21 protein-coding genes are annotated in these 22,582 nt (G+C 62.2%); 6 read left to right on the top strand and 15 right to left on the bottom strand.

Annotated elements, in window-relative coordinates; translation table 11 throughout:
• Window positions 1-45 precede the first annotated feature (45 nt).
• The 11 genes from pcaC to pcaR form a co-directional block, all read right to left on the bottom strand.
• Window positions 46-438 carry a 4-carboxymuconolactone decarboxylase gene (gene pcaC / locus KJY40_RS07560; RefSeq protein ID WP_230735903.1) on the bottom strand — a complete coding sequence of 131 codons (393 nt, stop codon included), beginning with the start codon at window positions 436-438 and terminating at the stop codon, window positions 46-48.
• A gap of 10 nt (window positions 439-448) precedes the next feature.
• Window positions 449-1,240, bottom strand: a complete 792-nt coding sequence (gene pcaD / locus KJY40_RS07555) for a 3-oxoadipate enol-lactonase (RefSeq protein WP_230735901.1) — start codon at window positions 1,238-1,240, stop codon at window positions 449-451.
• A gap of 12 nt (window positions 1,241-1,252) precedes the next feature.
• Window positions 1,253-2,617: a 3-carboxy-cis,cis-muconate cycloisomerase gene (locus KJY40_RS07550; RefSeq protein WP_230735899.1), complete on the bottom strand. Its 1,365-nt coding sequence runs from the start codon at window positions 2,615-2,617 to the stop codon at window positions 1,253-1,255.
• 46 nt (window positions 2,618-2,663) lie between these two features.
• Window positions 2,664-3,959 (bottom strand): MFS family transporter, encoded by a 1,296-nt coding sequence (locus tag KJY40_RS07545; RefSeq protein WP_230735897.1) that lies wholly within the window; start codon window positions 3,957-3,959, stop codon window positions 2,664-2,666.
• A gap of 192 nt (window positions 3,960-4,151) precedes the next feature.
• Window positions 4,152-4,718, bottom strand: a complete 567-nt coding sequence (pcaG, locus tag KJY40_RS07540) for a protocatechuate 3,4-dioxygenase subunit alpha (protein ID WP_064593979.1) — start codon at window positions 4,716-4,718, stop codon at window positions 4,152-4,154.
• Between the two features lies 1 nt (window position 4,719).
• Window positions 4,720-5,424 carry a protocatechuate 3,4-dioxygenase subunit beta gene (pcaH, locus tag KJY40_RS07535; protein ID WP_011332820.1) on the bottom strand — a complete coding sequence of 235 codons (705 nt, stop codon included), beginning with the start codon at window positions 5,422-5,424 and terminating at the stop codon, window positions 4,720-4,722.
• 36 nt (window positions 5,425-5,460) lie between these two features.
• The gene (gene pcaF, locus KJY40_RS07530) at window positions 5,461-6,666 is read right to left on the bottom strand and encodes a 3-oxoadipyl-CoA thiolase (protein ID WP_230735895.1); all 1,206 of its coding nucleotides are present in this window, start codon (window positions 6,664-6,666) and stop codon (window positions 5,461-5,463) included.
• A complete protein-coding gene (locus tag KJY40_RS07525) occupies window positions 6,663-7,442 on the bottom strand; it encodes a CoA-transferase subunit beta (protein WP_230735893.1) in 780 nt (259 codons plus the stop codon). Before KJY40_RS07525 ends, pcaF begins: the two co-directional genes overlap by 4 nt.
• The gene (locus tag KJY40_RS07520; protein WP_003222404.1) at window positions 7,442-8,299 is read right to left on the bottom strand and encodes a CoA transferase subunit A; all 858 of its coding nucleotides are present in this window, start codon (window positions 8,297-8,299) and stop codon (window positions 7,442-7,444) included. Before KJY40_RS07520 ends, KJY40_RS07525 begins: the two co-directional genes overlap by 1 nt.
• 195 nt (window positions 8,300-8,494) lie before the next feature.
• On the bottom strand, window positions 8,495-9,841 hold the full coding sequence (locus KJY40_RS07515; protein WP_007957828.1) for an MFS transporter: 1,347 nt from the start codon (window positions 9,839-9,841) through the stop codon (window positions 8,495-8,497).
• Between the two features lie 294 nt (window positions 9,842-10,135).
• Window positions 10,136-10,978, bottom strand: coding sequence for a pca regulon transcriptional regulator PcaR (gene pcaR, locus KJY40_RS07510; RefSeq protein ID WP_230735891.1), 843 nt, complete (start codon window positions 10,976-10,978; stop codon window positions 10,136-10,138).
• A gap of 642 nt (window positions 10,979-11,620) precedes the next feature.
• Here pcaR and KJY40_RS07505 point away from each other — a divergent pair.
• Complete coding sequence (locus KJY40_RS07505) at window positions 11,621-11,821, top strand: hypothetical protein (protein WP_007957826.1); 201 nt, start codon at window positions 11,621-11,623, stop codon at window positions 11,819-11,821.
• Between the two features lie 375 nt (window positions 11,822-12,196).
• A complete protein-coding gene (locus tag KJY40_RS07500) occupies window positions 12,197-13,672 on the top strand; it encodes an inorganic phosphate transporter (protein WP_230735889.1) in 1,476 nt (491 codons plus the stop codon).
• A 680-nt stretch (window positions 13,673-14,352) separates the two neighbouring features.
• On the opposite strand, the gene ccoM is transcribed toward KJY40_RS07500, so the two are convergent.
• Both ccoM and KJY40_RS07495 read right to left on the bottom strand, forming a co-directional pair.
• A complete protein-coding gene (ccoM, locus tag KJY40_RS29630; RefSeq protein ID WP_007959205.1) occupies window positions 14,353-14,469 on the bottom strand; it encodes a cytochrome c oxidase subunit CcoM in 117 nt (38 codons plus the stop codon).
• A 146-nt stretch (window positions 14,470-14,615) separates the two neighbouring features.
• Window positions 14,616-14,777 (bottom strand): hypothetical protein, encoded by a 162-nt coding sequence (locus KJY40_RS07495; RefSeq protein WP_007959203.1) that lies wholly within the window; start codon window positions 14,775-14,777, stop codon window positions 14,616-14,618.
• Window positions 14,778-14,962: 185 nt separating this feature from the next.
• On the opposite strand from KJY40_RS07495, the gene KJY40_RS07490 reads away from it, so the two are divergent.
• From KJY40_RS07490 to KJY40_RS07480, 3 genes are all read left to right on the top strand, one after another.
• Window positions 14,963-15,829: a LysR substrate-binding domain-containing protein gene (locus KJY40_RS07490; protein ID WP_230735887.1), complete on the top strand. Its 867-nt coding sequence runs from the start codon at window positions 14,963-14,965 to the stop codon at window positions 15,827-15,829.
• Window positions 15,830-15,917: 88 nt separating this feature from the next.
• Entirely contained in the window at window positions 15,918-16,388 is a 471-nt protein-coding gene (locus KJY40_RS07485; RefSeq protein WP_230735885.1) for a RidA family protein, read from the top strand.
• Window positions 16,385-17,596, top strand: coding sequence for an aminotransferase class V-fold PLP-dependent enzyme (locus KJY40_RS07480; RefSeq protein ID WP_230735883.1), 1,212 nt, complete (start codon window positions 16,385-16,387; stop codon window positions 17,594-17,596). The genes KJY40_RS07485 and KJY40_RS07480 overlap by 4 nt, the downstream gene beginning before the upstream one ends.
• Here KJY40_RS07480 and KJY40_RS07475 read toward each other — a convergent pair.
• Window positions 17,566-17,907, bottom strand: a complete 342-nt coding sequence (locus KJY40_RS07475) for a hypothetical protein (RefSeq protein ID WP_007959194.1) — start codon at window positions 17,905-17,907, stop codon at window positions 17,566-17,568. The two genes, KJY40_RS07480 and KJY40_RS07475, sit on opposite strands and share 31 nt — an antisense overlap.
• A gap of 243 nt (window positions 17,908-18,150) precedes the next feature.
• On the opposite strand from KJY40_RS07475, the gene rapA reads away from it, so the two are divergent.
• Window positions 18,151-20,997, top strand: coding sequence for an RNA polymerase-associated protein RapA (gene rapA, locus KJY40_RS07470; RefSeq protein ID WP_230735881.1), 2,847 nt, complete (start codon window positions 18,151-18,153; stop codon window positions 20,995-20,997).
• Between the two features lie 181 nt (window positions 20,998-21,178).
• On the opposite strand, the gene KJY40_RS07465 is transcribed toward rapA, so the two are convergent.
• Entirely contained in the window at window positions 21,179-22,528 is a 1,350-nt protein-coding gene (locus KJY40_RS07465; protein WP_230735879.1) for a spinster family MFS transporter, read from the bottom strand.
• Between the last annotated feature and the right edge of the window lie 54 nt (window positions 22,529-22,582).

Genomic DNA, 22,582 nt, shown 5'->3' with positions numbered 1-22,582 from the left:
AAGGATCGCAGCCTTCCACAGGCTGCGATCCCTCGAATTCAACGATTACTCGCGTGATTCGATACCCAGTTCATCCCACACCGATTCGGCCAGATGAAACGTCGCATTCGCCGCCGGAATCCCGCAGTAGATCGCGCTCTGCATGATCACTTCCTTGATCTCGCCGCGGCTCACGCCATTGTTGGCCGCTGCGCGCAGGTGCAACTTGAGTTCGCCTTCGCGGTTCATGCCGATCAGCATGGCGATGGTGATCAGGCTGCGGGTGTGGCGCGGCAGGCCCGAACGGGTCCAGATGTCGCCCCAGGCGTGACGGGTGATCATCTCCTGGAACTCCGAGTTGAACTCGGTCAGCGTGGTCAGACTGCGATCGACGTGAGCGTCACCGAGCACCGCGCGGCGCACTTGCATGCCGTCGTCGTAACGTTGTTTCTCGTCCACGGAAATCCCCTCAATCGGCCAGCAAAAAGGTCAGCACGCGGTCGCTGAACGCGTCGCCGGCCTGAACGTTTGAAAGATGCGCCGCATAGAACTCGGCGTACTCGGCGCCGCGCACATGCTCCTGAATGAAATGCCCGCCGGACGGTGGCGTCACCGCATCTTCGGTACCGGCGATCACCAGCAGCGGCGCCGTGATCGACGACAACTGCTCACGGAAATCCGCATCGCGCACCGCCGCGCAGTTGGCGGCGTAACCTTCAGGATTGGTCGCGGCCAGCATGTCGGTGATCTGCTTGGCGGCTGCCGGATTGGCGGCAGAAAAGTCCGGGGTAAACCAGCGGGCAATCGACGCATCACGCAACGCGACCATCGCCGCCGGGCCGTCGCGCAGCACGGTTTCGATGCGCGGATTCCACACCGACGGATCGCCGATTTTCGCCGCCGTGTTGCAGACGATCAGTTTGTTCAGACGCTGGCCGGCGTTGATCCCCAGCCACTGGCCGATCAGGCCGCCCATCGACAGACCGCAGAAATGCGCACGTTCGATGTGCAGCGCATCCAGCAGCGCCAGCACGTCGCGGCCCAGTTGCTCGATGCTGTAAGGGCCGGGCGTCACCAGCGACTGGCCGTGCCCGCGCGTATCAAAACGCAGCACGCGAAAATGTTCGGTGAAGGCCGGCATCTGCGCGTCCCACATGTGTAGGTCGGTGCCCAGCGAGTTCGACAGCACCAGCACCGGCGCATCGACCGGGCCTTCCAATGTGTAATGCAGTTCGCCATCGGCGAGTTGAACGAAAGCCACAGCCCTCTCCTTTCAGTCAGACAATGCGTTGTGTTCGGCCACCGCACGCTCGACCCAGACCTGCGCCTGACCGAGGTAATGGGCGGGATCGAGCAGATGATCCAGTTCGGTTGCGCTCAGTTCGGCAGTCACCTGTGGCTCGTCACCGAGTACCGCACGCAGATGGCGCTGTTCGGCCACCGCTCGTTTGCAGCATTGTTCGAGCAGATGATGCGCGGTGTCGCGGCCGACCCGTTGCGCGAGCACGATGCTCACCGCTTCGGCCAGCACCAGACCTTGGGTCAATTCGAGGTTGCGGCCCATGCGCGCGGCATCGACTTCGAGACCATCAGCCAGCAGCCGCGCCTGTTGCAGCGCACCCGATACCAGGCAGCAGATTTCCGGCAGGGTTTCCCATTCGGCGTGCCACAAACCGAGGCTTCGCTCGTGTTCCTGGGGCATGGCACTGAACAGCGTCGAGACCAGCCCCGGCACGCGGGTCGCCGCACCGATCAGCACCGCCGCGCCCACCGGATTGCGCTTGTGCGGCATGGTCGAGGAACCGCCCTTGCCCGGCGCCGACGGCTCGAACACTTCCGCCGCTTCGGTCTGCATCAACAGGCTGACGTCGCGACCGAATTTGCCGAGGCTGCCGGCGATCAGCCCGAGCACAGCACCAAACTCGACAATGCGATCACGCTGGGTGTGCCACGGTTGTTCCGGCAGGCTCAGTTGCAGTTCTTCGGCCAGCGCCTGGGCGATCGGCAACGCCTGTTCGCCGAGCGCCGCGAGGGTGCCGGACGCGCCGCCGAATTGCAGCACCAGCAGTCGTGGTTTGAGCTCGCGCAGGCGTTGACGGCTGCGAGTCACGGCACCGAGCCAACCGGCGATTTTCATGCCGAGCGTCACCGGCGTCGCGTGTTGCAGCCAGGTGCGCCCGGCCAGCGGCGTCGCGGCGTGGCGCTGTGCCTGAGTGGCGAGGGAGTCGGCCAGTTGCGTCAGCTCCCCTTCAATCAATTCCAGCGCCTGGCGCAATTGCAGCACCAGCCCGGAATCCATCACGTCCTGGCTGGTAGCACCCAGATGCACGTACCGCTCAGCTTCGGCATCGATCGCGGCGATCAGTTTGCCCAACGCCTTGACCAGTGGAATCGCCGAATTGCCGGCCGTGGCAATCGCCTCGCCCAGCGCTGCGAAATCAAACAGCCCGGCGCGGCAAGCGTTTTCGATCGACGCGACAGCATTCGCCGGAATCAATCCGACCCGCGCTTCGGCCCGGGCCAGCGCCGCTTCGAAGTCGAGCATCGCCTGCACCCGGCCCTGATCGCAGAACACGTCGCGCATATCGCGGGCAGTAAAGTAGGCATCGAACAATTGATTGCCCGGTCGCTGAGTCATAAACAGTCCTTGCCGGCGCGGGCCGTTGTGGCCCGCGCGCATCGGTTTAAAGGTCGTGGTGCAAATACTTCGCTTCTTTGGGCAGGCGCAGGCTGAACAGGAACGCCACGGCCATCATGATCGTGACATACCAGTAGAACGCGTTTTCCATGCCGCCGGCCTTCAGGCTCAGGGCGACGTATTCTGCCGAACCGCCGAAGATCGCGTTGGCTACCGCATACGCCAGGCCGACGCCGAGGGCGCGGACTTCCGGCGGGAACATTTCGGCTTTCACCAGACCGCTGATCGAGGTGTAGAAACTGACGATCGACAGCGCCAGGGTGATCAGCACAAAGGCCAGGAACGGGCTGCCGACACTTTTCAGGCTGAGCAGGATCGGCACCGTGAACAACGTACCAAGGCCGCCGAACCAGAGCATCGAGTTACGCCGGCCGATCTTGTCGGCGAGCATGCCGAACAGCGGCTGCATGCACATGTACAGGAACAGCGCGCCGGTCATGATGTAGCTGGCGGTCTTGGCGTGCATGCCGGCGGTGTTCACCAGGTACTTCTGCATATACGTGGTGAAGGTGTAGAAAATCAGCGAGCCACCGGCGGTGTAGCCGAGCACGGTAATGAACGCGGCCTTGTGGTCGCGGAACAGGGCGCGGATGCTGCCGGCGTCCTTGTTCTCGCGCATTTCCTTGCTGGTGGTTTCTTTCAGCGAACGGCGCAGGAACAGCGAAATCAGCGCAGCGGCCGCGCCGACCACGAACGGAATCCGCCAGCCGTAGGCACGCAATTCTTCTTCAGAGAGGAACTGTTGCAGGATCACCACCAGCAGCACCGCCAGCAGTTGCCCGCCGATCAGCGTCACGTACTGGAACGAGGCGAAGAACCCGCGCTGGCCCTTGAGCGCGACTTCGCTCATGTAGGTCGCGGTGGTGCCGTACTCACCGCCCACTGACAGGCCTTGCAACAGACGCGCGAACAACAGCAGCAACGGCGCCCAGACGCCGATGTCCTTGTAGGTCGGCAGACAGGCGATCAGCAGCGAACCGAAGCACATCATCAGGATCGAGATCAGCATCGAGTTCTTGCGCCCGTGCTTGTCCGCGACCCGGCCGAAAATCCAGCCGCCGATCGGTCGCATCAGGAACCCGGCGGCGAATACGCCTGCCGTGTTGACCAGCTGCACCGTGGGGTTGTCGGAGGGGAAAAACGCCGGGGCGAAATAGATCGCGCAGAAGGCGTAGACGTAGAAGTCGAACCATTCGACGAGGTTGCCGGACGACGCGCCGACAATGGCAAAGATGCGCTTGCTGCGCTCTTCACCGGTGTAATGGGAGGTGAGGGTTGTCATTGTTTTTCACTCGATAGGGACAGTGAGAGTCTAGACACACTTTGCAACAGTCCCGTTCCACAGATACTCAAGCGCTGCAAATCCTTGTGGGAGCGGGCTTGCCCGCGAAGGCGTTGGATCAGCCAACATCAATGTCGACTGACACACCCTCTTCGCGAGCAAGCCCGCTCCCACAGGGGATGTGTGATCACTTCAGTAATCGAAGAACACCGTCTCGGCATCAGTGCCCTGCAGGATCACATTCCACTGATAAACACCCGCCGCATCCGGCTTCGCCAGCAACGTGGTGCGGCGCTCGGCCGGTACGCATTCGAGCAGCGGATCATTGACGTTCGCCGGATCGCCCTCGAAATAAATCCGCGTCAGCAAGTGCTTCACCAACCCGCGCGCAAACACCAGCACCACCAGGTGCGGCGCCTGGGTCGAACCCTTCAGGCCTTCAACCGTGCCCGGCTTGATGGTGGTGAAACGAAAGCGCCCTTCCGCATCCACCGGCACCCGGCCGAAACCTTCGAAATTCGGATCGAGCGGCTTGGCCTGCTCGTCTTCCGGGTGGTCATATTTGCCGGCGGCGTTGGCCTGCCAGACTTCGAGCATGGCATCGTTGACGACATCGCCGTTGCCATCCACCACTTGCCCGGTGATCGCCACGCGCTGGCCGAGGGTCAGTTCGTTGGCGAGGTTTTCGCGGTTCAGCCAGGTCAGGCCGATGTGGTAATACGGCCCGACGGTGTGGGACGTGGTCGCAGTCAGGGTCATCTCATTTCTCCATCGGCGTGGCTTCGCGGCCGCGCAGCACGATGTCCCAGCGATAAGCGAGGGCGTAGGACGGAATGGTTTTTTCCAGATCGAAAGCGGCGATCAGGCGTTCCTTGGCCGAGGTGTCCGGCACGCAGTTGTAGATCGGGTCGTAGGCCAGCAGCGGGTCGCCCGGGAAATACATTTGCGTGACCAGGCGCGTCAGGATGCTCGGCCCGAACAGCGAGAAATGCACATGCGCCGGGCGCCAGGCGTTGTGGTGGTTGCCCCACGGATACGCGCCGGGCTTGATGGTCTGGAACTGATACCAGCCGTCGGCGTCGGTCACGGTGCGGCCGGTGCCGGTGAAGTTCGGGTCCAGCGGTGCGTCGTGCAGGTCACGGGCATGGTTGTAGCGACCGGCGGCGTTGGCCTGCCAGATCTCCACCAGAATCCCCGGCACCGGCAGACCGTCTTCGTCGAGCACACGCCCGTGAATGATGATCCGCTCGCCGAGCGGTTCACCCTGATGCTGGGCGGTCAGATCGTTGTCGGTGTCGGCCACGCGCTCGGCACCGATGGTCGGGCCGGTGATTTCCGACAGCGAGTGCGGCAGAAACACCAACGGCTTGGACGGCGAGCGCAGATTGGTGGATTGATAGGTCGGGTGCAGGTACGGCGGCTGGGTGCCTTCCTGCGGGCGGCGGTAACCAGGCTTGTCAGTCATTTCGCTTTCCTCTGTTCTTTTTCGTCACGGCTTGCGTCAGACGCGTTCGATGGCCAGGGCCAGACCCTGGCCGACACCGACGCACATGGTCGCCAGACCTTTCTTGCCACCGGTCTTTTCCAGCTGATGCAGCGCGGTCAGCACCAGACGCGCGCCGCTCATGCCCAGCGGGTGACCCAACGCAATCGCGCCGCCGTTCGGGTTGACCTGGGCCGCGTCGTCCGCCAGCCCCAGCTCACGCAATACCGCCAGACCCTGGCTGGCAAACGCTTCGTTGAGTTCGATCACATCGAAATCGCTGACCGCCACGCCAAGGCGTTCGGTGAGTTTGCGCACCGCCGGCACCGGGCCGATGCCCATCACCCGTGGCGCAACCCCGGCGCTGGCCATCCCGAGCACTTTGGCGCGGGCAGTCAGACCGTGTTTTTTCACCGCTTCGGCCGAGGCCAGAATCAGCGCGGCAGCACCGTCGTTGACGCCCGAAGCGTTGCCGGCGGTGACGGTCTTGTCCGGGCCGTTGACCGGTTTCAGTCTGGTCAGGGCTTCAAGCGTGGTGTCGGCACGAGGGTGTTCGTCCTGGCTGACCACGGTTTCGCCCTTCTTGTGGGCGATCCGCACTTCGACGATTTCTTCGGCGAAGTAGCCGGCAGCCTGGGCAGCGGCAGTACGTTGCTGACTGCGCAGGGCGAAAGCGTCCTGATCCTCGCGGGAAATCTGGTAATCGTCGGCGACGTTGTCGGCGGTCTGCGGCATCGCATCGACGCCGTACTGGGCCTTCATCAACGGGTTGATGAAACGCCAGCCGATGGTGGTGTCTTCCAGCTTCATGTTGCGCGAAAACGCCGCATCAGCCTTGCCCATCACGAACGGTGCGCGGGACATCGACTCGACACCGCCGGCAATCGCCAGCTCCATTTCGCCGCTGGCAATGGCGCGGAACGCCGTACCGATGGCGTCCATGCCCGAAGCGCAAAGGCGATTGAGGGTGACGCCCGGAACGCTCTCCGGCAGACCGGCCAGCAACAGCGCCATGCGCGCGACGTTGCGGTTGTCTTCGCCGGCCTGGTTGGCGCAACCGAGGAATACTTCGTCGAGGGCGCTCCAGTCCACCGACGAATTGCGCTCCATCAAGGCCTTGATCGGCACGGCGGCCAGGTCGTCGGCGCGAACCGCCGCCAGACCGCCACCAAAACGACCGATGGGGGTACGTATCGCATCGCAGATATAAACGTCGCGCATCATGCTTCTCCCGGTGCCTGGCCGTGGGCCGCTGCGGTGCGGGCTTCGAGATCGCGCAGGGCGGTCAGCTCGACTTCGGTCGGCTCGGCGGTGGTGGCCACGCTGTCGGCAAAACGGATCGCCCAACCGGTGGCGGCGACCACTTGCTCACGGGTCACCCCAGGGTGCAGTGCGGTGACCACGAATTCATGGGTGCCCTCTTCCGGTTCCATGATGCACAAATCGGTGATGATCCCCACCGGACCGGCGCCCGGCAGGCCCAGACGCTTGCGTGAATCGCCGCCCTCGCCATGACCGACCGAGGTGATGAAGTCGAGTTTGTCGACAAACGAACGCGCGGACTGTTTAAGGATGATCAGCACGCTTTTCGCGGAACCGGCAATTTCCGGCGCGCCACCGGCACCCGGCAGACGGACTTTCGGCCGGTGATAGTCGCCGACCACCGTGGTGTTGATGTTGCCGAAACGGTCGACCTGCGCTGCGCCGAGGAAACCGACGTCGATGCGTCCGCCCTGTAGCCAGTAGCGAAAAATCTCACCGGTCGGCACGACAGTGTCAGCGGTTTCCGCCAGTTCGCCGTCACCGATGGACAGTGGCAACACGCTGGGTTTGGCACCGATAGGGCCCGACTCGTAGATCAACACCACGTCCGGCGACGAGGTCAGGCGCGCCAGGTTGGCGGCTTTCGACGGCAGGCCGATGCCGACGAAGCACACCGAGCCGTTCTTCAGGCGTCGGGCCGCGGCGACGGTCATCATTTCATTGGTGGTGTAAGTCATTACTTGGCCTCCGAAGCAGCGGCCAATTTGGCCTGGAACTCGCTGAAGTCAGCGCAGCCATGGATGTATTCGTTGATCCACGCAGTAAAAGTCTCACGGTCGCGGGCGATCGGATCCCACGCCTGATAGAAGCGGTTGTCACGCTCGGTGTAACCGTGGGCGTAGGACGGATGCGCGCCACCGGGTACGTGGCAGACCGCGCTCAAGGCCCAGGTCGGCAGCACGCAGGCGTTCATCGGGGCGTTGAGGTTGTCGACGATTTCTTCGACGGTGACGATGCAACGCTTGGCGGCCAACGCGGCTTCTTTCTGTACGCCGAGGATGCCCCACAGCAGCACGTTGCCCTGACGGTCGGCCTTCTGGGCGTGGATCACGGTCACGTCCGGACGCACCGACGGCACCGCCGCCAGCACTTCGCCGGTGAATGGGCACGTCACGGATTTGATCAGCGGGTTGACCTTCGGCAGGTCGGAACCGGCGTAGGCCCGCAGCACCGCGAATGGCAGGCCGGAGGCGCCGGCGACGTAGGCATTGGCCAGGTCGGCGTGGCTGTGTTCTTCGATTTCCAGCGCATGCGGCCATTGCTTCTCGACCGCGTCGCGCAGACGGTGCAGCGAACCCACGCCAGGGTTGCCGCCCCAGGAGAAGATCAGCTTGCGTGCACAGCCGGCGCCGATCAGTTGGTCGTAGATCAGGTCAGGCGTCATCCGCACCAGGGTCAGATCTTTCTTGCCCTGACGAATGATTTCATGACCCGCCGCCGTAGGGATCAGGTGAGTGAAGCCTTCGAGCGCGACGGTGTCGCCGTCGTTGACGAATTGCTTCACCGCGTCGTGCAGCGAAAGGATCTCAGCCATGGAGCGGGCTCCTGTTTTTTGTAATGAATCGCCAGTGATAAAAAGGCGCGAGGTTCTGCGCCGGAGTCACTGAAGATTAAGCCGCTGATTTTCGCCAAACAATCCGATAATCGACTGAGTGTTCGTTTATCGAACAGATTGTTATCTGCCTAATGATCACTCCCGCACCGCGTGCGGGAGTGATGGACATGGATATCAGGTCGCGTCCGCGTGACTGACCAGGCCCTTGATCACCACCGCTGCCGTCGCCAGCCCGGCCGGAATCACCAACGCTGTCAGCACCTGTTCGAAATTCCAGCCCAGGCCCAACAGTGTCGCGCCCATCCACGCCCCGAGAATCGCGCCGAACCGGCCGATTCCGAGCATCCACGACACACCTGTCGCCCGGCCCTGCGTCGGATAAAACCGCGCCGCCAGTGACGGCATCGCCGATTGCGCGCCGTTGACGCACATGCCCGCCACCAGCACCAGCGTCGCCAGCAGCGTGATGTTGCCCAGGCTTTGCCCCACGGCGTAGGCAAACACCCCGGCCAGCAGGTAGAAAATGCCAATGACCTTGTGCGGATTGAAGCGGTCCATCGCCCAGCCTACGCCGACCGCGCTCAACACCCCGCCGAACTGGAACAGCGCGCCGATAAACGCCGCCTGTTCCATGCTCGCGCCGCTGTCGCGCATCAGGGTCGGCAGCCAGCTGGTCAGCAGGTAAACGATCACCAGGCCCATGAAGTAGGTCAGCCACAGCAGCAACGTGCCGACGCTGTAGGTGCCGGAGAAAATCACCGCGAACACGTTGCGCGCTTTTACGGTTTTCTGTTCCGGCACACTGAAACTCGCGGCCTGAGCGACGGTGGCCGGGTCAATGGGCGCAAGGGTCTTGCGTACTTTGTCGGTGCCGCGATTGCGCACCACCAGATAACGCGCCGATTCCGGCAGCCAGAGCAGCAACACCACGGTGAGGATCAGCGGCAGGATCCCGCCGATCAGCAACAGGCTGTGCCAGCCGAATGCCGGGATCAGCTTGGCCGAGATGAATCCACCACCGGCCATGCCGAGGTTGAAGCCGCAGAACATGCTGGTCACCAGCAACGACTTCTTGCGCTCCGGGGTGTATTCCGACAGCAGGGTGGTGGCGTTCGGCATCCCGGCACCCAGCCCCAGACCGGTGAGGAAACGCAGTACCAGCAACTGATCGACATTGGTGGCGTAGGCCGAAGCCAGGCTGAAGGCACCGAACAGAAAAACCGCGCCGACCAGTACGACTTTTCGCCCGAAGCGGTCAGCCAACGGCCCGGAGCCCAGCGCGCCAAAGACCATGCCGATCAACGCGGCACTCATCACCGGGCCGAGGCTGGCGCGGTCGATGCCCCAGTCCTGGGACAGGGCCGGCGCGATAAAACCCATGGCCGCGGTGTCGAGGCCATCGAGGAACACAATCAGGAAACACAGAATCACCACGCGCCACTGATAGCGCGAGATCGGTTGGGCGTTGATAAAGGACTGCACGTCGAGGCAGTGACCTACAGCAGACTGAGGCTGGTTCATTATTTTTATTCCACGCAAAAAACGCAGTCGAACGGCGACCGGCCAGAGAGCGGCACGGACACAACTATATAAGGAAGGAATCAGGCGTTGCGCTAATACCGGCAACAGGAACGGGAGCGGCGACAGTCGGGGAACGTGCGCATGGGAAGTTGCCTCTTGTCATTATTATGGGAGTCGACAATCCGGCGGGCTCATTCACATTCGCGCCGGATGACGCTGCCGCGACATTAATGATCCGGGGGTTTTAGCGTCAATTCGATAAACGCAACTCTGTGCGTTTATCGAACAGCTTCATCAGGCAAACAATTGCGCACTGAGGTCGCGACTGGCGCTTAACAGGCCGGGCAGGAAGCGCTGCTCAAGCTCCGTACGGCTGACGCGACCGGCGTGAGTGCTGACGTTGAGCGCGGCCACCACTTGGCCGGAAGCGTCGTAGACCGGCACGGCAATCGAGCGCAGACCTTGCTCCAGTTCCTGATCGACGATGCACCAGCCCTGCTGCCGCACTTCCTGCAGACATTCGAGCAAGGCGTCGGGGGTGTGAAGGGTGCGGCTGGTCTTGGCGACCAGTTCGGCGTGGTCGAGGTATTCGCGCAGTGAGGTGTCGTCCAGCGCCGCCAGCAGGATCCGCCCCATGGACGTGCAGTACGCCGGCAAACGCCCGCCTACCGAGAGGTCCACCGAAATCAGACGCTGAGTGGTGGCCGAACGGGCGATGTAGAGAATGTCGTCGCCTTCAAGCGTGGCCATGTTGCAGGCCTCGTGCAGTTGCTCACTCATGCGGTCGAGATACGGCTGGGCCGAGACCGCCAGCGGCGTCGAAGACAGATAGGCGTGGCCGAGGGTCAGCACTTTGGGCAGAAGCGAATAAGTGCGCCCGTCGGTGGTGGCGTAGCCGAGTTTGATCAGTGTGTGCAGGCAACGGCGCACGGCGGCGCGGGGAATTTCCGTACGGTGGCTGATCTGGGCGATGGTCAGGTGGCGCTTGCGCTCCTGAAACGCCTGCACCACCGCCAGGCCACGGGCCAGGGAGGTCATGAAATCCGGATCACCGGTCAGGGCCTGGATACGCTTGGCCGGCGAAGCGACGATCGGCGGCGCTACCGAGGTGAAGGAATTGCGCATTTGATCGTTCATGTCAGGTCCTTTTTTTCTTGTTCGGATCAACGGCTATACAAGCGGCTTGCCGGCGGATAGACAAGCGACAGACCGCCAACACCGGGCGATTATCGAACCGTCGACCGATAATCGCAATCGCCCTCGCCTCCCCGGTCGGGCTGCTCAGAGCGGATTTGAACCTGGAACGCCTGCGTAGTTAACACGCCTTAGTTGTTCGACTAAATGGCGCCAGAAACCAAACACTGCGCAACAACGATGCAACTATTGATGAAAGTTGCACGTCACAAAACAATCACACATCCAGAACCGTTTTTAACTTGGCAAAGATAGTCAATCCCGATTCGGCCGCTATAATGCACCTCAGTGACACCGCGCTTTTATTTGCCGACGGTGCCACCCGCTGGCGCGATGTCCATCGCCGCCGGCCCCGGCCAGCGCCTGATGCTCATTACTCATGCACCGCCAGCGCGCTCGCTGAAACAGGAAACTGATGCTGCGTCAGTTTTAATCTGGTGCCGTAGCCGCCTGCAACATGGAAGTCCTGACCGTCTTCCCGACAACCCCGCTGCCTGTCCGGGCGAGCGCTTGTTGGTGAACCGGTTAAATGATTCGTTGCAGTGCGTTCACCAGACATTTATCTCAACTCATACAGGTAGCACTGTGACGAAAGACGAACTGCGCGCGGAACTTGAGCGCCAGGAACAACGTTACAAGGAAGTTTACGGCGGGGAAGTCACCACCTACGCCGCCCAGCCCGAACCCGAACGCAAAGCCTGGCGTAAACGCCCTACCGTTCAGGATCAGGTCTTCCAGCAAGAACTGAAAAAAATGGAAGAGGAACTCAAAGCCGAAGAGCCTTGATGCCTTCCTTTGAGACTTTCGAGGGTAAGCGTACTCACCGGGCTACAAGCACGGTGGACTGACGATGCCTTGCGCGCCCGCTACCCGCGGGCAGCGGCCAACTCCCCTGTAATGCACAGGTCTGGAGCATGTCAGACGCGTTTCTCAGATATTTCATACAAGTTTCAGCCCCCTCCCGACAACCGGCCAATCCACCGGCGACTTGCATTTTTCTCAATAGAATCAATACCTTGTAAAACCCTCCAAAAAGCTTGGGTAATGCACCTTGATACAAATTAATTTGGCGAAGAAGCTTACCGATGAGCAGGTAGGGGATCGATTTCCAGTCTTTTCTGGCATAATCGCGCCCCCTTATGACCGGGTCAGAAAACCTTCATGATCGATTTATTCAGCGGACTGGATGCCTGGGTGCTTGTGAGCCTCCTGCTCGCCCTGACATTTGTCCTCGCCTTCGAGTTCATCAATGGATTTCATGACACCGCTAACGCGGTAGCCACTGTTATCTACACCAAAGCGATGCCGCCTCACCTGGCGGTGTTCTTCTCGGGCGTGTTCAACTTCCTCGGCGTATTGCTGGGCGGCGTTGGCGTGGCGTATGCCATCGTGCACCTGCTGCCGGTAGAACTGTTGATCAACGTGAACACCGGCCATGGTCTGGCAATGGTGTTCTCGCTGCTCGCCGCCGCCATCGCCTGGAACCTGGGCACCTGGTACTTCGGTATCCCGGCCTCCAGCTCGCACACGCTGATCGGTTCGATCCTCGGTGTCGGCCTGGCCAACGCCCTGATCAACGAAATTCCACTGGCTGACGGCGTCAACTGGCAGAAAGCGATCGATATCGGCGCCTCGCTGGTGTTCTCGCCGATGGCCGGTTTCCTGATCGCCGCGCTGGTGCTGATCGGCCTGAAATGGTGGCGCCCGCTGTCGAAGATGCACAAGACGCCGGAACAGCGCCGCAAGATCGACGACAAGAAGCACCCACCGTTCTGGAACCGTCTGGTCCTGGTGATCTCGGCCATGGCCGTGAGCTTCGTGCACGGCTCCAACGACGGCCAAAAAGGTATCGGCCTGATCATGCTGGTACTGATCGGTATCGTGCCTGCGCAGTTCGTACTCGACCTGAACAGCACCACCTACCAGATCGAACGGACTCGCGACGCGACCCTGCACCTGAGCCAGTTCTACAAGCGCAACGCCGAAACCCTGGGCGAATTCCTGGCCCTGGGCAAAAGCGTGGAAGGCGACCTGCCGGAGAAATTCCGTTGCAACCCGCAACAGACCGAACCGACCATCACCGCCCTGCTCGACACCCTCAAAGGTGTAGCGGACTATCACTCGCTGTCCTCGGAAAGCCGCATCGAAGTGCGTCGCTACCTGCTCTGCCTGGACGACACCGCGAAGAAAGTCAGCAAACTGCCAGGCCTCGCACCGCGTGAAAAAGCCGACCTGGACAAACTGCGCAAAGACCTGACCACCACCACCGAATACGCCCCGTTCTGGGTAATTCTGGCGGTCGCCCTGGCCCTGGGCCTGGGCACCATGGTCGGCTGGAAACGCGTGGTACTGACCATCGGCGAGAAGATCGGCAAACAAGGCATGACCTACTCGCAAGGCATGTCGGCCCAGATCACCACCGCCAGCCTGATCGGCATGGCCAACATCTTCAGCCTGCCGGTGTCCACCACCCACGTCCTCTCCTCGGGCGTGGCCGGCACCATGGTCGCCAACAAAAGCGGCCTGCAAGGCGGCACGGTGAAAACCATCCTGCTGGCCTGGGTCCTGACCCTGCCAGCCACCGTGGCCCTGTCGGCCGGCCTGTTCTGGCTGGCGTCGAAGGCGCTGGGTAGCTGATAGATTGATGTAGTGAAGAAGGCGTGATTCGAAAGGATCACGCCTTTTTTGTTGGTCGCGGTGAAGAGCCGCTGAAGATCAAGAGCGCCCTCACCCCAGCCCTCCCGAAACGTCGGACCGCCCGTAGGGAGAGGGAGCCGACCGAGTTGTTTGGGAGAGGTACGCCGACGTGAGATACCGAGGTGTACTCAGGTCTTAAAAAGCAAACATCTAAAGCCTGCCTTTGCCTTTGCTTTGGCTTCCCACCACTCAACACGATGAGCGTTAGCTCGAGTACCGCTTTTGACGTGCCGGCCCCATCGGAAGGCTGAGTGGAGGGATTTATCCGGGGGTGGGCGCGTAGCGCCGTTTGGCGGAGCCAAACACATCGAGAGGAGGTGCAGCGAAGCAAACCGTAGGCGATGCCCCCGGATGAATCCCGGAACGAAGGAACACCGAGCCAAAGCGAGGTGCCGAACGCAGGGGCCCAGACCTTTGGTTCCTTTGGGCTGGGCCGGCACTCCGGCGTTTGCCAAAGGGACTCGCCGTAAGGGCGAAACCGCCAGCGGCAACACCCGCAAAAACGGATATTCACAAAAAAACACCCAAAGCATGGTCGGCCCAAAGGCCGCCAAGACACAAAAAAAAAGGGCAACCGAAGTTGCCCAAAATGCCTTGCGTGCTCATCAAACCCAGAAGAATCAAGGCTTCTTGCGCTTATTCGCATCCTTCCAGATAAAAAATCCAAACCCTGCAAAAAACAGAACCATCAGGCCCACAGTCAGGACCCCGGCAAACACCACGTTATCGAAAAACATGACTGGCCTCCTGGCCCCTGCTCTGCTGCGATGGAGCCAAGTTAACCAATCAGGCAGGCGCAGGAATTGACCGGGATCAATGCCGGCCACCATGGGGAGGAAAGGAAGGGAAATAACTGACCTGCATCAACGGATGCAGGGGGAGATCAACGCTTTTTTGGTTTGTTTTTCGGCTTTTTCTTCGGTTTACCCAACGGCATCGCCTGCTCGAAAGCCTGGCGAACTTCATTCAGGCGCTTCTCGTTGAGGTCATGAACCCGCTTGGCGCGTTCGGTATTGAGGTCGATCAGCTTGTCGTCTTGGCTCATGGCGTTCGGTGCATCGCTTGGACTGAATCACAACTGCCGGATCACCGACAGGACTGCGCCAATAATGCGGCCTGACGCGAGCGCTGACCAGCCACTCACCTGAACGCTCTACAACAATTCATGTACCGCCCACCGGATTTGCCCGCACAATCGGCGCCTCGCCCTGAACCCGAAGGATCTGCGCCGTGCCCCTGCATCAGGATCTGCCACCGCTGATGGCCTTGCGCGCCTTTGAAGCCGTGGCCCGCCATCTGAGTTTCATCAAGGCTGCCAATGAGCTGTCGGTGACCCAAAGCGCGATCAGCCATCAGGTGCACAAACTTGAAGAATTCCTCGATCAGCGACTGTTCGTGCGCCGCACCCGGGCGATCGATCTGACACCTGCCGGCGAACATTACTACCGGCAGATCGAACCGGCCCTCGCCGCGATTGCCGCCGCCACCCACGACCTGCGCGGCGAACGCCCCACTACCCTGCGCATCGGTCTGCTCGCCTCCTTTGCCACCCTGTGGCTGGCGCCGCGTCTGGCGGACTTCAACGCGAAATACCCGAACATCCATGTCGAGCTGCTGCCCGCCGTGCAACTGGCCGATGTCGACGCCGGCGAGGTAGACCTGGCGATCCGCTACGGCAAGGGCGGCTGGCCGAAAGTCCAGGCCCGCCGGTTCATGGCTGAAACCCTGACGCCAGTCTGCAGCCCGGCCTTCAAGGCCAAAGGCGTGAACAACGGACCGTTGCTGATGGCCAAATCGCACCAGCCATTCGAATGGATCGACTGGCAACAACACAGCGGCATCGATCTGGCTCATGTGCCCAGCGTCATGCTCCACGACTACAACATCGTCGTCGAAGCGGCCGTCGCCGGTCAGGGCATTGCCATGGGCCGCCAGCGAATGATCGAGCGGCGAATCAAGGAAGGCGTGCTGGTGTCGGTCTTCGACACCCCACCGATGCTCGGCGAGATCGGTTATTGGCTGGTCACTCCGCAACGCCCATCCACGCCGGCGGCGCAAAGTTTCTGCCAGTGGCTGGAGGAAGCGGCGAACGCATGAGTTTTTTGGATGCGTCGGATTAAATCTATCCGTTTGTCGCCCTTCGCTCGCATCAACATGCTGAAGCCCTCACTCAGGAGGACTTCCCATGACCGATTCCCTCAGCCAACGCGTTCAACAACTCGGCCTGCGCCTGCCCGAACCGAGCCAGCCGATCGCCAATTACGTCAACCATGTGGGCAGCCAGAACCATCTGTTCATCTCCGGGCAGATTCCATTACTCGACGGCAAACCTGCGTTCATCGGGCGACTGGGCGAAGCGATCTCCGACGAAGAAGGGGTCAACGCCGCCGAACTGGCTGCCTTGGGCCTGCTCGCCCAATTGAGCAATGCACTGGGCGATGACCTGTCGAAACTGGTGCGCATCCTGCGCCTCGGGGTTTTCGTGGCCGCCACACCGGACTTCAAGGCTCAGGGCGTCGTCGCCAACGGGGCCTCGAACCTGCTGGTCAACGCTCTTGGCGACAAGGGCCGGCACGTGCGCACTGCGGTCGGCGTGTCGAGCCTGCCAGCGGGCGTCGCGGTGGAAATCGACGCGATCTTCGAGCTCAAGCCGTGAACACCGACGACATCTTGCGCCTGCGCGCCGCCACGCCCGGCTGCGCTCAGGTGATCCACTTCAACCACGCCGGCGCATCATTGCCGAGTCAGACGACCCTCGACGCGGTGATCGAACAGTTGCAACGCGAAGCACTCGGCGGGCCGATGGAAGCGGCGGACAACCGGGTACAGGAACGCGCGCGCAACGCGGCCGCCGCCCTGCTCAACGCCCAGCCCGAAGACATCGCCTTCGCCAGCAGCGGCTCGGCAGCCTGGAGCCAGGCGTTCAACGCGCTGGGGCCGTGGCAGCCCGGCGAGCGGATTCTGGTAGGTCGCCATGAATGGGCCGGCAACCTGGCGTGCATGGCCGAAGCGGTGAAGGCCGGCGCGCGGCTCGAAGTGATTCCTTGTGACGCCCACGGCGCGGTCGACCCGCAAGCCCTGGCGCAGATGATCGACGGCCAGGTGCGGCTGATCGCCCTGACCTGGCTGCCGGCCAACGGCGGCCTGATCAACCCCGCTGCGCAGATCGGCAGCGTAGCGCGGCGCCACGGCATCCCTTATTTCATCGACGCCGGTCAGGCGCTGGGGCAGTTGCCTTGCGATGTTCAAGACTTGCAGTGCGATGTGCTCAAGGGTGCGGGTCGCAAGTTCCTGCGTGGGCCGCGCGGCACGGCGCTGATGTACATCCGACCACAGTTCCTGCAACGGCTGCTCCCCGTGCAACGCGATGTATTGTCGGCACCGTGGGACGGCAAACGATTCATCTTGCGCGATGACGCGCGCCGCTTTGAAACCAGTGAAGTATCGCTGGCACTGCTGGCCGGGCTGGCGAATGCGCTGGAGGAGTACAACCGCCTCGGCGCGATCCCCATCCGCCAGCGCATCGAACAACTGTGCAACGGATTGCGCCAACGCCTGAAGTCGATTCCCGGCCTGACGCTGCGGGATCTCGGAACGGCCAATCAACAATCCGGGCTGATCGCCTTTACGCTCGAAGGCTGGGACAGCATGGCGCTCAAACAGACGTTGGCCGAACGGCGAATCAACATCGGCGCCAATGACGTGGCCTACACGCCGCTGGACATGCAGGCGCGCGGGCTGACGAATATTGCGCGGGTGGCGTTGAGCTACTTGAACACGCAAGAAGAGATCGACGTGCTGCTGCAAAACCTGACGGAACTGGCCGTCCGGCCTCAGATTTCGATATCGACCCAAAGCCCCTGACGCGGCTGATCTTCCATCAACGGCGCCACCGGCACGGTGTTGTCGGCATTCAGTTCGGTGCCGGGCACGGCGAGGTGCGCTTCGGGATCGTCGTCGGCTTCGCGGCGGCGGCGATCGCGTTCCTGCTGGCGGCGCTGCTCTTCGCGCAGCAGATAACCGTCCTCTTCCGGATCGCGCTTTTGCAGGTCGATGGTGCTTTCGTTGGAGCTTTCCTGCACCGGCACCACAGGGGGAATATCCGGTCGCTGGCGGATCGGATCCTGCTGGGAGGTGATCGGCACGGCGCTCAGGGGGAGCATCGGTGGCAGCATATGAAGGGTCTCCTGTCAGCAGGTTATCGGCGGCGCCAGGGGTGCCTTGAGCCATCGGTCGCAAACTTGTGACCGGTTTGGCACTCAGGGGTGCCGCAACATCCCGTAAAACCGATGCATGACCTAATCTTCCCTGCAATTGGCCGATTGCGGTTAAAAGCCGGGCCGAGGCTCCTTATCCTTTGGCCTCGGGCCCTCATTCCGTTAAGATAGCCCGCTTTTTCAAGGTGGGAGTCAGGCAGCATGGCGCAGCAGTATCAACCGGGGCAACGCTGGATCAGTGACAGCGAAGCAGAGCTTGGTTTAGGCACCGTTCTGGCACAGGACGGCCGCTTGTTGACCGTGCTTTACCCGGCCACTGGCGAGACTCGCCAGTACGCGCTACGGAATGCGCCCCTCACCCGCGTGCGGTTCTCGCCCGGCGATTCGATCACGCACTTCGAAGGCTGGAAGATGACTGTCCAGCAGGTCGACGACGTCGACGGCCTGATGGTCTACCACGGCCTCAACGCGCAGAACGAAGCGGTCACCCTGCCGGAAACCCAGCTGTCGAACTTCATTCAGTTCCGTCTGGCCAGCGACCGTCTGTTCGCCGGCCAGATCGACCCGCTGGCCTGGTTCTCCCTGCGTTATCACACCCTGGAACACACCAGCCGCCAGTTGCAGTCCGCGCTGTGGGGCCTGGGCGGCGTGCGTGCACAACCGATCGCCCACCAGCTGCACATTGCCCGCGAAGTCGCCGACCGTATCGCGCCGCGCGTATTGCTGGCGGACGAAGTGGGTCTGGGCAAGACCATCGAAGCCGGTCTGGTGATCCATCGCCAGCTGCTGTCGGGCCGCGCCAACCGCGTGCTGATCCTGGTTCCGGAAAACCTCCAGCACCAATGGCTGGTGGAAATGCGCCGCCGCTTCAACCTGCAGGTCGCGCTGTTCGACGAAGAACGCTTCATCGAAAGCGATGCCACCAATCCGTTCGAAGACACCCAGTTGGCCCTGGTGGCGCTGGAGTGGCTGGTCGACGATGAAAAGGCCCAGGACGCCCTGTTCGCTGCGGGCTGGGACCTGATGGTGGTCGACGAAGCCCACCACCTGGTGTGGCACGAAGATAAAGTCAGCCCGGAATACTCGCTGGTTGAACAGCTGGCCGAAGTCATTCCCGGCGTGCTGCTGCTCACCGCGACCCCGGAACAACTCGGTCAGGACAGCCACTTCGCCCGTCTGCGCCTGCTCGACCCGAACCGTTTTCATGACCTGGCCGCCTTCCGCGCCGAAAGTGAGAACTATCGCCCGGTGGCCGAAGCCGTTCAGGAGCTGCTGGACAAGGGCCGCCTCTCGGCCGAAGCGCACAAGACCATCCACGGTTTCCTCGGCAATGAAGGTGAAGCCCTGCTCACCGCCGTCAACGATGGCGACACCGAAGCCAGCGCCCGCCTCGTGCGTGAACTGCTCGACCGCCACGGCACCGGCCGCGTGCTGTTCCGTAACACCCGCGCCGCCGTGCAGGGTTTCCCTGAGCGCAAACTGCATCCGTACCCGCTGCCGTGCCCGGACGAATACCTCGAACTGCCTTTGGGCGAACACGCCGAGCTGTACCCGGAAGTCAGCTTCCAGGCCCAGCCGGACGCCAGCGAAGAAGAACGCTGGTGGAAATTCGACCCGCGCGTCGAGTGGCTGATCGACCAGCTGAAAATGCTCAAGCGCACCAAAGTGCTGGTGATCTGCGCCCACGCCGAAACCGCGATGGACCTGGAAGACGCCCTGCGCGTGCGCTCCGGCATCCCGGCGACGGTGTTCCACGAAGGCATGAACATCCTCGAGCGTGACCGCGCCGCCGCCTACTTCGCCGACGAAGAGTTCGGCGCGCAGGTGCTGATCTGCTCGGAAATCGGCAGTGAAGGTCGCAACTTCCAGTTCGCCCACCACTTGGTGCTGTTCGATCTGCCGTCGCACCCGGACCTGCTGGAACAACGGATCGGTCGTCTGGACCGGATCGGCCAGAAGCACATCATCGAACTGCACGTGCCGTACCTGGAAACCAGCCCGCAAGAGCGCCTGTTCCAGTGGTACCACGAAGCGCTGAACGCGTTCCTCAACACCTGCCCGACCGGCAACGCCTTGCAGCATCAGTTCGGCCCGCGCCTGCTGCCGCTGCTCGAAGAAGCCGACGACGGCGAGTGGCAAGCGCTGATCGACGAGGCGCGCACCGAGCGCGAGCGTCTGGAAGCCGAGCTGCACACCGGTCGCGACCGCCTGCTGGAACTCAACTCCGGCGGTGCCGGTGAAGGTGAAGCGCTGGTCGAGGACATCCTCGAGCAGGACGATCAGTTCGCCCTGCCGATCTACATGGAAACCCTGTTCGACGCGTTCGGCATCGACAGCGAAGACCATTCGGAAAACGCCCTGATCCTCAAGCCGAGCGAGAAGATGCTCGACGCCAGCTTCCCGCTGGGCGACGACGAAGGCGTGACCATCACCTACGACCGCAATCAGGCGCTGTCGCGTGAAGACATGCAGTTCATCACCTGGGAACACCCGATGGTGCAGGGCGGTATGGATCTGGTGCTGTCCGGGTCGATGGGCAACACCGCCGTCGCGCTGATCAAGAACAAGGCGCTCAAGCCAGGCACCGTGCTGCTGGAACTGCTCTACGTCAGCGAAGTGGTTGCTCCGCGTTCGCTGCAACTGGGCCGTTACCTGCCGCCGGCCGCCCTGCGCTGCCTGCTCGACGCCAACGGCAACGACCTGTCGTCGCGCGTGGCCTTCGAAACCCTGAACGATCAACTGGAAAGCGTGCCGCGCGCCAGTGCCAACAAGTTCATCCAGGCCCAGCGCGATCAGCTGACGCCACGGATCAACGCCGGTGAAGACAAGGTCACCCCGCGCCACGCCGAGCGCGTGGCCGAAGCCCGCCGCCGTCTGGCAGCCGACACCGACGAAGAACTGGCACGCCTGACCGCGTTGCAGGCGGTCAACCCGACCGTACGCGACAGCGAACTGGACGCCCTGCGCAAGCAGCGCGAGCAAGGTCTGGCGATGCTCGACAAGGCCGCGCTGCGACTGGAAGCGATCCGGGTGCTGGTGGCGGGCTAAACCGCCCTGCTCCATCGCCAAAAATAAAAAGGCCCGCAGTGATGCGGGCCTTTTTGTTTGTCTGATATTTATGCTGCGCGGCTGATTGCCTCTTCGCGGGCAAGCCCGCTCCCACAGTTGGCCGGGTTCCTTCAGGAGGAAATGCGGTCGAATGTGGGAGCGGGCTTGCTCGCGAAGGCGGTTATGCAGTCACCGCTGCGCCATCCGGTTCAACCACCGCGACCAGTCCCTCCTTCATCCGCTTCGCATCCCGCACAAAACAGCGCGAGGCGAGGAACAGGAACACCATGGTCAGGAACAGCGCCACCGGAATCAGGTACATCGCATCATGCAGCCCGACGGCCTTGAACGCTTCGGTCATCTGCTCGGCGCCCGCCGAAATCATTGCCGACTTGGCGAAGTGATCCGACAAACCGCCGACCACCACCGGCCCCAGACCGCCGCCGAGCAAATACAACCCGGCAAAGAACAGCGCCATCGCCGTGGCCCGCAGGCGTGGTTCGACCACGTCCTGAATCGCCGTGTACACACAGGTGTAGAAGTTGTAGGCGAACAGCCAGCCCACACTGAACACCGCGACAAACACCCCGATCTCGATGCGCCCGGCATGCAGCGCCCACGCCGTGCACAGGGTCGAGATGATCAGGCTGAACGCGGCGAACAGCAGCCGCCCGTTGGCCACCCGCTGGTGAATCTTATCGGCGATCCAGCCGCCGAGGGTCAGGCCGATCAGCCCGGTCACACCGACGATCACCCCGGTCGCCACCGCCGCTTCCTGCAACGGCATCAGGAAATAACGCTGGAGCATCGGCACCAGGAACGAGTTGCAGGCATAGGTCGCAAAGTTGAAGCACAGCCCGGCCATCACCAGCCACAGGAAGGTCGGCACCGCGAGGACCCGGCGGATCGGCTTGTCGACTTTCTCTTGGGACACCTGCACGGTTTCCGCCGCGCCGCGCTTGGGTTCCTTGATGAAGAACATGAACACCGCCAGCACCAGCCCCGGCACGGCGGCGATGAAGAACGGCGCGCGCCAGCTGTCGAACGCCTTGACCATCCAGCCGATGGTGAAGAAGGCCAGCAACAGCCCCAACGGCAGGCCGAGCATGAAAATGCCCATGGCCCGCGCCCGACGATGGGCCGGGAACAGATCGCCGATCAGCGAGTTGGCGGCGGGCGCGTAACTGGCTTCACCGATGCCGATGCCCATGCGCACCAGCAGGAAACTCCAGAAACTGCCGACCAGCCCATTCACGGCGGTGAGCGCGCTCCAGGTCGCCAGGCCCCAGCCCATGAGTTTGCTGCGCGAACCGGTGTCGGCCATGCGCCCCAGTGGTAAGCCGGCAATCGCGTAGACCAGAGTGAACGCCGTGCCGACGATCCCCAGCTGAAAGTCGCTGAGGTGCCATTCCATGCGGATCGGTTCGATGATGATCGCCGGGATGGTGCGGTCGAAGAAGTTGAACAGGTTGGCGAGGAACAGCAGGAACAGAATGCGCCAGGCATTCGCCGCTTGGGTCGAGTTCTGCATGAGTCCGTCTCTTTATTGTTATTGGGGCTTCACTGCCAACGCATCCGAGCCCGG

This window comes from Pseudomonas fitomaticsae (assembly GCF_021018765.1).
Taxonomy (GTDB): domain Bacteria; phylum Pseudomonadota; class Gammaproteobacteria; order Pseudomonadales; family Pseudomonadaceae; genus Aquipseudomonas; species Aquipseudomonas fitomaticsae.
This window is presented reverse-complemented; position numbering and strand designations above follow the sequence as displayed.

Excerpts from the sequence above, each read along its gene's own strand:
- pcaH (WP_011332820.1), bottom strand. The coding sequence starts at position 5,424 with ATGACTGACAAGCCTGGTTACCGCCGCCCGCAGGAAGGCACCCAGCCG.
- ccoM (WP_007959205.1), bottom strand. The coding sequence starts at position 14,469 with ATGTTTTTCGATAACGTGGTGTTTGCCGGGGTCCTGACTGTGGGCCTG.
- pcaF (WP_230735895.1), bottom strand. The coding sequence starts at position 6,666 with ATGATGCGCGACGTTTATATCTGCGATGCGATACGTACCCCCATCGGT.
- KJY40_RS07465 (WP_230735879.1), bottom strand. The coding sequence starts at position 22,528 with ATGCAGAACTCGACCCAAGCGGCGAATGCCTGGCGCATTCTGTTCCTG.
- KJY40_RS07475 (WP_007959194.1), bottom strand. The coding sequence starts at position 17,907 with ATGCTGCCACCGATGCTCCCCCTGAGCGCCGTGCCGATCACCTCCCAG.
- KJY40_RS07520 (WP_003222404.1), bottom strand. The coding sequence starts at position 8,299 with ATGGCTGAGATCCTTTCGCTGCACGACGCGGTGAAGCAATTCGTCAAC.
- KJY40_RS07550 (WP_230735899.1), bottom strand. The coding sequence starts at position 2,617 with ATGACTCAGCGACCGGGCAATCAATTGTTCGATGCCTACTTTACTGCC.
- KJY40_RS07495 (WP_007959203.1), bottom strand. The coding sequence starts at position 14,777 with ATGAGCCAAGACGACAAGCTGATCGACCTCAATACCGAACGCGCCAAG.
- pcaR (WP_230735891.1), bottom strand. The coding sequence starts at position 10,978 with ATGAACGATCAAATGCGCAATTCCTTCACCTCGGTAGCGCCGCCGATC.
- KJY40_RS07525 (WP_230735893.1), bottom strand. The coding sequence starts at position 7,442 with ATGACTTACACCACCAATGAAATGATGACCGTCGCCGCGGCCCGACGC.
- pcaG (WP_064593979.1), bottom strand. The coding sequence starts at position 4,718 with ATGACCCTGACTGCGACCACGTCCCACACCGTCGGGCCGTATTACCAC.
- KJY40_RS07500 (WP_230735889.1), top strand. The coding sequence starts at position 12,197 with ATGATCGATTTATTCAGCGGACTGGATGCCTGGGTGCTTGTGAGCCTC.
- rapA (WP_230735881.1), top strand. The coding sequence starts at position 18,151 with ATGGCGCAGCAGTATCAACCGGGGCAACGCTGGATCAGTGACAGCGAA.
- KJY40_RS07545 (WP_230735897.1), bottom strand. The coding sequence starts at position 3,959 with ATGACAACCCTCACCTCCCATTACACCGGTGAAGAGCGCAGCAAGCGC.
- KJY40_RS07485 (WP_230735885.1), top strand. The coding sequence starts at position 15,918 with ATGACCGATTCCCTCAGCCAACGCGTTCAACAACTCGGCCTGCGCCTG.
- KJY40_RS07515 (WP_007957828.1), bottom strand. The coding sequence starts at position 9,841 with ATGAACCAGCCTCAGTCTGCTGTAGGTCACTGCCTCGACGTGCAGTCC.